Below are 10,720 nucleotides of genomic sequence, written 5' to 3'. Positions count from 1 at the left end.
TCAGGGTATGTTTGAAATACTTGAATATGATTCTCATGCATATACTTATGTGCAGCTTTCTTAATATCCTTGATCTCGATAAAATACTCCATCAAGGTACCATAATTAAGAATGCCGGGAATAGGATCAATTCCGTTTTCTAATGTAAAATGTAAATAATCTTGCCAGAAATCTAGGTACCCGAAACTGTTGAACTTTCTTTCATAGGATTGAACTTTATTGTTAATAGTGGTATTTAACCATTCCAGATCAACACCATTATTTTGCAATTTTCGAAAAACATCCAATGCCTCATTTTTCATAAAGCTTTCATTTCCCAAAGTACTGTCAAACTCTATTCGAAAAGCATAAATACCATTCTTAAAGTCGACCCATTCTCCAGTAGCTCTTGGGGAATAACTCCCATTTCTCAAACGCATATAAATTCTTTCATGCAGTGCTTGTGACAAAAGTTCTAATTCTATTTCTGTTTTGATATCAGTAGGAACCTTGACCGGAAAATAAATATTGGTATAAACCTGATCAATATTTTTACACTCTAACCGCTCGTACATTTTTTTAAAAGGGAATTCTAAGTTTAGAATCTTACTTTCTAACCGATTGTCATTAGATGAAAATTTAGATAAATTATCCACTATTTTATTTTTCAAAATTTCCGCATCGAACTCACCAGTTAATATGAATGTAAAATTCTCTATACTCGCAAAATAAGTTTCCCAGGAATCTATGTAGTGTATTTTCGACAATTTGTCTAAATCTGAAAGTTCTAATTCTGGAACTTGTGGATACCAGGATGCATAAATTTTATCATGAAGAAAGCTTTTGGAACCTCTGATTGAATGACCTCTCAATTCCATTTTCTTCTTATCCTTCCAATCATCGAAGCCCTTCTGACTATCTCTAGGTTTAGTTAGATATAGATAAAATAGACCAAAAAATTCAGGAAGCTCATCAAGTGTAAAATTTCCGTCAATTAATTGGTTTTCGTAGGTATTTCTGAAATTGATGCTAATGTTTTTCTCTCTTTCAAAACGCGTGATTTCAAATTTATCATAAGATCCAGCCCCCATATTTTGTATAACCTGGGGTGCATGCACTGCAGCGAGATAATCCAGAGGTTTATCCAAGGGTAATTCGATTGGACGAAATGCTCTAAGGGAAATCCTGTTTTGAAATATATCATTCTGTGGCTTGGTAGGCTTCATGATGATTTTAATTCCTTTTGCTAAATCTATTGTGGTAACACCAATTTCATTTGTTTCCCACTTTTCAACTTGTAGCTTTTCATTCTTTGCATTTTTTAATGTTGCGGCAAGACTGGAAATAGTAGCCATTTTAGATAAAGGCTCATGAGGAATTGTATCAATTTCCTTCAACCAACTTTTTATCATATCTGGTGAAGGTTCATTAACACCTGGGGGTTTAAAAAAAACAAAATTCGTATTTTTTGATAAGTCCCAGTTCCTTTCAGCATAATCCAATACATCTCTCAGTTGAATATTTTGAAGAATTTCAGAAATTATATTTTTTTGATTAGGTGCTATCAGCGTCGCTTTTCCATAGATAAAATGATTAATGAATTGCTGAGATAACTCAGAAGACTGAGTATCATCTTGCAGAGAAGTTTCTAATTTCACTTTTGCCTGTACTAGATCCTCCTTCTCCAGCCCAAATTGCAGCTGTTTCCATGCCTTTATAGCTCTTAGGAAAGATTTTTTTTGATCTGCAAGCGCATTTGATTCTAGTGTCAAACTCATTGAAGTTGCTTCCAATTGGCTATCCGGTAGAAAAATTTTCCCATAATTGGAATTAAGATATTCAAATGGAGGATCATATTGATTTCGAAAGATTGAAGCTTTCGAAGCCACCATCAAACGAAATAATTGCTGAATAAATGCTGATGACAATTCTTTAGCATTTTTAGGTTCTCTATCCATATTCCGAGTTAATTGTACTATCTCCAGATTTAAACTATTCGCGGCAGAATCTATTATCGTAGAAAATCTGTTTTCCCCTGTAAGCTCAATATGAAAATCTTTGGGACTAATTATTTTTTTATCCTGCTGATCATCATTTAAAGAAAGACTGGAAAATTGTTCCCTGATCTTATATTGCAGGCTATCAAGCTTTATATCTCCAACTATCATTACCGCTTCTAGGTCTGGGCGATACCAGTCGTGGTAGAACCGTTTTAAAGCATTCGGTTTGAAATTTTTTAAATTTGCAAGATTCTTATCTTGATTTAAAACCGGGTATCCGCGATTTTCCAGTACGTGTGTGATCGTTGTATTACTCCTCCAACGTTGATTTGGAGAAAGCGTCCTACCTTCTCCTTCTATCGCCTGACGTTCTGTATCTATTTTCTCTTTGGACCAGACGTTACCTGGATTTGCCTTATCATAAAGCAAACCTAATCCAGCCTCAATTGCTGCTTTATTAGTAGACGGTATTTCCACAAAATATCGTGAGTATCTGTCGCTTATAGAAGCGTTGCTATATCCGCCTATTTTTTTGAGATAGCCTCGAACATCCGGATACTGACGGGTGCTTGACGCTAAGAGATGTTCCAACAAATGTGCATATTCAAGCTGATCTTTACCTTCATTAATATGTCCTGCCTTCACAATTAATTCAAATCGAATCATATTTGGAGGAGAGTCATTCTTAAGCAAATAATAAGTCAATCCATTATCAAGTTTGCCGTAACGTACAGATGTATCTAATTCAATATTCCGAAATTCAGTATAAATTGAATCAGTTTGACCTGTGGTATAATTCCAAAACAATAGAAAGGAAGTCGCTAAACTCCAGGTGATAAAATTCTTCATTATGTTCTTTTAATAACCAGGATTCTGGCTTAGGTTAGAATTTTTGCTACGCTCATCCTCAGGTATTGGGTAGAGAACATCAGTAGGTTCCCAATATGGATTAACAGGACCAAATACGGTATTAGCCTTCTCGGTACGTTTTAAATCAAACCATCTATGCCCCCACTCGGCAAATAATTCCATTCGACGTTCGTTTAAAATTGTAGATAATAAATCCTCTTGACCAATATCCGGGTTTGTATCGGTTATTAGATCTAATCCTGCTCTGCTCCGTATAGCATCCAGATCATTAATTGCCTCAGTTAAATTCCCTTGTTCTGCATTGGCTTCAGCGCGTATAAGATATTGTTCAGCGAGACGTAACACCATGGAATATTCTAAGATTGGAAATTCGTTGCTGCTCCAAACTTTATATTTATAGGGAAAAGAAGCGTTCATACCTTCGTTATAGCCCACCCAGTGTACTAATCTATTATCCTGTTCTTCAAATTTTTCAACGAAGGCTTCGTTCAATTTAAAAGAAGCAAAAAATGAAAAAATAGGGTCTATAATAAATAAACTTCCTTCATTCGTTTGAGTTATAGAGCCACCCGCACCAATAGGTGAAAGTTGCCATATCGCCTCTCTACTATTGGCTAAAAAAACCAGGTTTGGATCATCTAAAAGTTCATAAGTACCAGACTCATTAATAACTTCGGAGCTTATAGTTTCAGCCATTTGCCAATCTTCCAGATATAGATAAACTCTGGAAAGTAATGCCAAAGAAGCGTACTTATTTATGCGTGTACGCTCTCCAGTTCTGTATTCTGGACTCAAAACCTCACTTGCAATCTTGAGGTCTGCTATGATAGCGTCATAAACTTCAGAAGAAGAATTTCTCGATAGTAATTGATTTTCTTCATAGTTAATTGATAAAATGAGTGGAACATCTCCATACATATTAGTGAGATAGAAATACGTAAATGCACGTACAAAACGGGCTTCTCCCTCTAATTGAGCTTTCACTTCCAAACTAATATTTCGTGATTCCTGAAGACCCTTCAGCAGAGAATTTGACATATAGATCACATTATAGGCACTCGCCCAAATTTCCAGGTTTCTATTATTATCTGGTAAGATTTCATGTTGTTCGAACTGCATTGCTGTACTGGTATTGGGATTGATAAATTTGATATTATCACCAGACAAACCTGAAAGAACTGTAACGCTACTTCTCTGCCCGCTAGAAAATTCAGCAAGAAATAATTGATTGTAAATACCATCCATAGCACTGGTAGCGGTTTCATCGCTATCAAATACCACGTCTTGTATCAGTTTATCTTCGGGGGGATTCACTTCTATGAGATCTTCACATGAAAAGAGTAAAGGCAGAAGCAGTAAAATTGTTATGTATCTAATTGGTTTCATGAATCTTATGTTTAAAAATTAACTTCTATCCCTGCGGTAACGCTTTTTAAATTTCCAATGGCCAGCGAGTATGGATTTTCAGCGTCTAATCCTTTAAAAGGTGTGATGGTCAGTAGATTTTGACCATGCAAAAACACACGGCCATTTTGCATACCTATGCTGTTGATTAAATCCTCTGGTATTTTATAAGCCAGGGAGAGATTCTTTAGTCTCCAGAATGAGGCAATCTGGTAAGGAAATGTGGACTGTAATGCATATCCTTCAGCTTCTCTGGCGGGGAATAATGTTGAAGGTGGTTGAAAAATGCTTTGTTCATCCAGGGAAGAGAGTAAATACGACATAGTGTTGTATCTACCACCAGCAGTTATGTTAGGAATAATTCCCTCCTGTTTTACAAATTGCCACAAAAACTGGAGAGAAAAATTTTTGTGATTAATCGTATTACTAATTCCTCCAAATAATTCCCGGTTTAAATCTTTTGCAATAATCCGATCCTGATAGTCATACCTTCCATCTTCATTTACATCCCTAACTGTATAGAGTCCAGTATTAGGATCCCTTCCAGTATAATCATACACAAGGCTGATATTAAGCGGTTCTCCTACCCTGTAGGTATTAGCATAAGTGGACTGATCTATATTGGGATAACTTACAAGTCTATTCTTCGGCAGGCTAAGATTCAATGAAGCATTCCAGTTGAACTGTTCTTTGTTGAATATTTCAGTATTCAAAACTAATTCCCAGCCGTAGTTTTCAACGGTTGCCGGCAAGTTTGCCTGGACTAATGTGAAACCTGTGGTAGCAGGCAGTGGGTATCCTACCAATTGGTTAGAAGACCTGTTTCTATAATAACTTAAACTCAACCTGTGCTGATCTTTCAAGAATCCTAATTCGACTCCCACTTCAAACTTCTTATTGATCTCCCAGGAGAAATCTGGATTTGCCAAACTTGTAGGATACAATCCACCGGGACCGCGCGTGGCTTCGTAAGTATCCAAATATCCGTAGTCACCAATTTGATCATTACCAGTAGTACCATAACTGGCCCGTAATTTTCCAAAACTTATGAAAGGAAATGTTGTCTCCATAAATTCTTCTTCACTAAAAATCCATGCAGTCCCAATGGCTCCAAAATTAGCAAAACGATTATTCGGTCCAAAGCGAGAAGAGCCGTCGCGCCTTCCAGTAAGATTTAAATAATAGGTTCGGTCCCAGTTGATCCCCACTCTTGAAAATATAGCAGCATAACGGTATTGTGTATTTGACCTAGCAGGATTTCTGATACTTTCCGCTGCACCAATATTTCCAATTAAAGCTTCGGAAGCATAACCATCGGCCAGAAAACGTTCCTGCAGGGCTGTGTTTTCCTGAAGAGTAGTCCCAAAAAGCGATTCAAGGTTTAATTTACCAAGAGTCATCTCATAATTCAATTGAGGCTCAATAATCCAGGAGGCCCGTTCAGATCGCAAGTGATTTGATTTATTGGAAATTGATTGTGTAGGATTATAAGAGCGGCTTGGCTGTTTACGCAGTTCTTCAGAGGTATAGTTTGTATATCCTAAACTGGTTTTCAATTGTAGTCCTGGCAATATGCGATATGATAATCCAATATTAGAAACCAGATTTTGCGTGTGCTTATTGGCGGTATTGAAATATCCAGCTACGGGATTCGTAAAGCCCCCAACTTCCCACTCTTCCCAGTTCAAACCTCCAACATCATTGAAGACATTTGGGGCATTTGGAGGTAAAAGAATTGTTGACACATCAAATCCCAAACTACCTGCGAATTCATTTAAATCCACCCCATAATTAACCGCCAGATTCACCTGAAATTTTTCATTTTTCGAGCGATGATTCAGGTTTAGATTTCCGGTTATTTTCTTATAATCGTAATCTGCCGGATAGATTGTTCCCTGGGTAAAAAACGAACCACCTAAGCGGAAAAAGGTTTGTTGATCGCCGCCGGAAAAATTCAAGCTTGCGTTTGTCGTTTCTGCAGTTCCACCATATAGAAAGTCCTGCCAGTCAGTGTATTTCTCTTGGTTCCATACTGTTAACTCTGGAGCATTCTGCATGGTAGGCTCAATAGAATCATTTGCAAAAGCTCTTCTTCGAACCCTTAAGTATTCAGAACTATTCAATAAATCTAACTTGGTAGGAACTACGGCTGCCCCATAATAAAACCTTGCCTGTAATCCCGTGCCAGTAGTAACGCCCTTCTTGGTGGTGATTAAAACAACCCCATTCGCACCACGTGAACCGTAAATTGCAGTAGCATCAGCATCTTTTAGTATTTCGATACTTTCAATGTTGTTAATATCCAGATTGCTCAATGGATCAATTCCTGGACTTGGAAGAACCGATGTAGTTTCAACAGGGATTGAATTTACTGGCACTCCATCAATAATATAGAGAGGATAATTACCTTCTTCACGAAGGCTATTCACGCCCCTAATGCGAATTCTAGTTGCCGTACCCGGAGTAAATCCGCCAGAAGTAATTTCTACGCCTGCCATGCGCCCTTGTAGTGCCTGTAATGGACTTACTACCGGCTGATTCTCAATTTCGGAAGCTGTAACCCGAGATATATTCCCGGTACTTTCCCTACGAGTTGTGTTATAATACCCAGCATTGATGGTTACTTCCTTTAGTGCATCTACATCTTCTTCTAGGGAAACGTTTACCTCAGATTGCTCATCAATCAGTATTTCCTGGGGTTTATAGCCTACAAAAGAAAATACCAGCATATCGCCAGAATTCGCTATTATGGCATAGTCACCATCTAAATTTGTGGTGGTACCATAATTTTTCCCAGCCACTCTTACGGTCACACCTAGTAGTGGATTTCCATCTAGGCCGGTCACTTTACCATTTACATTTTGCTGATACAAAACGGAGTGATAGGGAGTTGCTGCTTGCAGTTCCCCAATAGCCAGGATGGTTAGAACAGCCATGGCTAGCAGAAACATGATCACAACCATGCCTCTCTTGTAATTATTTTTCATAATTTTACAGTAGTTAAATGAAACATTGTTTTATTAAAGCTTAGGCCTTCCCCTCCAGACGCCAATCTTAGAGGGAAGGCTTTTTTGCTTGTACCCGTAAAAACGAGTGCATCATTCTAATTTCTCATAGTTCCTTTTTTTTTAGCTAATTCAAATTTCCTATTAAAAAACCCGAAACCGGTACACCGGATTCTTCCCAACCCACAGCCACCACAATAGGGATGCAGTGACAACCCACGGGATCATTAAAATTTCCTGTTCCCGCAAACAAGAATGAATGTATACACTCCAAAATGAAGTGCCGGCCACTCTGGCCTTTTTCATGTAGGAATTTATTTTTAACGCGAGATCTTATTGTGAAGAAACAAAGGCTTTGAAAAGAAAGGATAGCGCATAAAAAATAGGCGCGAAACTTAACTTATCGAATCGAGGTACTGGTATACCGTGCAACAATAAGTAAGCTCACGCCCGGGTCGTGAGCATTACACTTATTACCTCGTTGCGTGAAAATTACCAGTTTTCGATTCGAGACTCTAAGCGAATGCTTCTAATATTTTAAGAAGTTCGCAATATATTAATAATGAATCAAATATATACAAAATATTCTTTTGTGGTGACTATATACCACAATTTTTGTGTTAAAATTTTTCAGCTTGCTAACACAATAGAATAGTATGGATATTCAATTTTCAAATGATGAATTCTTAAATAAGTTTGGAGAACAAGTTAGAAGCATTAGATTAAAATCTGGACTATCCTATAGAGAAATGGCTCAAAGATGCGATTTGGATTATAGTTATATAAGTAAGATTGAAAAGGGCCAGCATAATATCCAGTTATCTACTGTATTAGAACTTGCCAAAGGTCTAGAAGTCCATCCACAGGAATTATTTGGTTTTGAAATTATTCCCATTTCTTAAACAAGTGATAAATAAAAGAGATGAATAAACCTCCTTTAGATATAGAAGAGTTCCAATTATTCCCCCATGAGAAAACTTTATTTGAAAAATCTAATATTCCTGATAGCACTGGTATATATGCTTGGTATATTAATTTTTCAAAATTTCAAAATTTTTCAACCAAAAAGGAATTTCTCCAAAACTTAAAAAAAATAAACGAATTAATATCCCCAGATAACTTAAACGGGACGGTTAAATCTTATTTTAGAAAGTATAAAGTAATGATTGATGAAGATCGGCCGTTCATTGATAAATTCTATTTAGAGGATGAGAAGGAGGCGATAATTTCCGGGACAAAGTTAGAAAGCCTTACATTAGCAGAGTGTAAAGATTTAATGAATCTGTTATCTAATTTTAGTATACTAGTTAATCCCCTTTATATTGGAATATCAAATTCTTTACGCAGAAGATGGGAAGACCATAGAAGAGCATTTTTCGATGTAAAGAAGCTTATTGATGATGGTGAAAATCAAGATTTAATATTCCAAGAAAGTCAAAAATCTTTTGGTGGTCGAGCTGCCTATCAAAATTTTAACTGGGAATATATGATATTTGCATGTGTTGAAAAAGATATAGACCGAAAATTAGTTTCACATACTGAATATCTGGTTAATAGATTATATAATCCCCTATTTGGAAGAAAATAATGAGTACCAAATTTAAGCAACCAATTTTAAAAGAAAAATTTCCGATGGCCATGGCTGGTGATTTTGGAATTTTTTCAACGGATAAGGATTCACCTGTTTTTTATATAAACACATCTTTCGACATAGAAAATATTGGACAATTAAGTCCAGTTAGAGAAATTTTAGATATTACGGAAATAGATTTTGAAGAGCTAGTCCAAAGAGATTTAGATGACTTTAGAATTAGAAGGGATATTGCTCCCTATTTAACGGATGGAATAGGTTATAAGTTTTTTCCGCCAATTGTGGTTGCAGTTACTCAACCAGATGAAGACAAGAAATCTATTCAAAAATATTATCCGAAAATCAAGTCTAGGTTTATAGGAAACAAAGAAAGGTTTGAAATTGAGTTTGAAAATTCTTTTTGTGTTAGATGGTTTGTGGATTCAGAGAATAATAATGCTATAATCTCATTGCCTACTGAAATACGATGGCAAATTGATAACACAAATCTAATGGCTGTCGATGGTCAGCACCGATTAGTAGCCTTACAAGCCATTAGAGGAATATTTGGAAATGATAGATTAAAAAGATTTTATAAAAATACAAGTAAGGACAAACGTAAGCTTGATAACTTAAAAGTTCCAGTAACGATATTGTTTTTTCCGAATTCTTCTCAAATAATAGAAGATGATGAAATTGCCAAACTAAATGAAATTTTTCCAAAAGTAAATTGGCAGCCCAAACATAAGACAGATGTAAAAAAAATACTCAGGAACATTTTTGTTGACGTAAATAAAACGGCAAAACAACCAAGCAAATCTAGAACCATATTATTAGATGAAAAGGATCTAAACGCTGTATTTACTAGGAAAGTATTTTCATCCATAAAAACTAAAATACCCAAAATTTATACTGCAGTTCTTGAGTATAATTCTAATAATGGTAAAGAAGTTCAAATAGAACGAAACCGAGCAGTTATCACCACTATTGGAATGGTTCATCGTATTTGCGAATTTCTATTTTCAGATAATCCAGAGAAGAAAAACGGATATACTGATCAGGGAACAAATTTCAGAATGAGATTAGGAGTTGATCAAGCTAGTAATTTTGACTCTTCTGATGAATTTCCTAAAGATAAAATAAAAGCTCAGGAATTTTCATTAAAGCAAAGAAAACAGAGTGAAAAATTATTTTCTAGAAAATGGCTTTTTAGTTTTGGGAAATTATATACTGAACTCACCCCCTATAAAACTCTTATCAATTTAATTCAAAAGGAATACGATACTTACTTAAATAAATTAGGTAAAGATGATTTTGACCTTAATGAAGATTTAGCTCTAAAAACATTGTTTGGGGGAAGTGAAGAAAGATTTATACTAGAGAGCAATGCCAAATCTGATGATAATAGGGATAGCATAAGATCTTTAAAATTATTGAAGGATATAGAAAAAGAAATTAGGGATAATGTAAGGTATTACGACTCATTTTATACTTTAATGTTCCAAATTGGCTTTTTTAATGCTATAACCGAGTTAATTAAATATGATTTATTTGAATCAAATCATCATCCTAATTCATCTGAAATTGATTGGATTATTACAAAAATAAATTCCTATCTCGAGGATAATCGAGAGCATCTCTTCAATTCTGAGACGCCACTATATCCAATTATTATTAATAAATCAAAACCAGAAAACTCGTCATTTATTAAAAGCCTTCTCCTTTTAATTTTGTTAAACTATAGCTCTGAAAAAGACGAACTTATTCCTAATATTGCAATAAATCGTATTGAAGAAATAAATCAATCCCAGTTAGAAATTATTGAAAACAGAATGGCAAGTCAACTGGAAAAAGAATTTAACGCCAGAAATGAAAGTAAAGTTAGACTAGCG

Annotated in this window: 6 protein-coding genes; 3 read left to right on the top strand and 3 right to left on the bottom strand. The window is 35.6% G+C overall.

Annotation, left to right across the window (positions count from 1 at the left end; translation table 11 throughout):
* The 3 genes from ACNKXS_RS13595 to ACNKXS_RS13585 all read right to left on the bottom strand — a co-directional run.
* Positions 1–2,828, bottom strand: a 2,828-nt coding sequence (locus tag ACNKXS_RS13595) for an insulinase family protein (RefSeq protein ID WP_417921328.1), incomplete at its 3' end; no start/stop codon positions are given.
* 9 nt (positions 2,829–2,837) lie between these two features.
* Entirely contained in the window at positions 2,838–4,235 is a 1,398-nt protein-coding gene (locus tag ACNKXS_RS13590; protein WP_417921327.1) for a RagB/SusD family nutrient uptake outer membrane protein, read from the bottom strand.
* Between the two features lie 11 nt (positions 4,236–4,246).
* Entirely contained in the window at positions 4,247–7,240 is a 2,994-nt protein-coding gene (locus tag ACNKXS_RS13585; RefSeq protein ID WP_417921326.1) for a SusC/RagA family TonB-linked outer membrane protein, read from the bottom strand.
* A 674-nt stretch (positions 7,241–7,914) separates the two neighbouring features.
* On the opposite strand from ACNKXS_RS13585, the gene ACNKXS_RS13580 reads away from it, so the two are divergent.
* From ACNKXS_RS13580 to ACNKXS_RS13570, 3 genes are all read left to right on the top strand, one after another.
* Entirely contained in the window at positions 7,915–8,160 is a 246-nt protein-coding gene (locus ACNKXS_RS13580) for a helix-turn-helix domain-containing protein (protein ID WP_417921325.1), read from the top strand.
* Between the two features lie 20 nt (positions 8,161–8,180).
* Positions 8,181–8,846 (top strand): hypothetical protein, encoded by a 666-nt coding sequence (locus ACNKXS_RS13575; protein ID WP_417921324.1) that lies wholly within the window; start codon positions 8,181–8,183, stop codon positions 8,844–8,846.
* On the top strand, positions 8,846–10,720 hold a 1,875-nt coding region (locus tag ACNKXS_RS13570; RefSeq protein ID WP_417921323.1), incomplete at its 3' end, for a ParB N-terminal domain-containing protein. The genes ACNKXS_RS13575 and ACNKXS_RS13570, both read left to right, overlap by 1 nt.

Source organism: Christiangramia marina, assembly GCF_048285865.1.
Classification (GTDB): domain Bacteria; phylum Bacteroidota; class Bacteroidia; order Flavobacteriales; family Flavobacteriaceae; genus Christiangramia; species Christiangramia marina.
This window is presented reverse-complemented; position numbering and strand designations above follow the sequence as displayed.

What these genes read in the sequence shown, in the direction of transcription:
- ACNKXS_RS13575 (WP_417921324.1), top strand. Translation starts at nt 8,181, where the DNA reads ATGAATAAACCTCCTTTAGATATAGAAGAGTTCCAATTATTCCCCCAT.
- ACNKXS_RS13585 (WP_417921326.1), bottom strand. Translation starts at nt 7,240, where the DNA reads ATGAAAAATAATTACAAGAGAGGCATGGTTGTGATCATGTTTCTGCTA.
- ACNKXS_RS13590 (WP_417921327.1), bottom strand. Translation starts at nt 4,235, where the DNA reads ATGAAACCAATTAGATACATAACAATTTTACTGCTTCTGCCTTTACTC.
- ACNKXS_RS13580 (WP_417921325.1), top strand. Translation starts at nt 7,915, where the DNA reads ATGGATATTCAATTTTCAAATGATGAATTCTTAAATAAGTTTGGAGAA.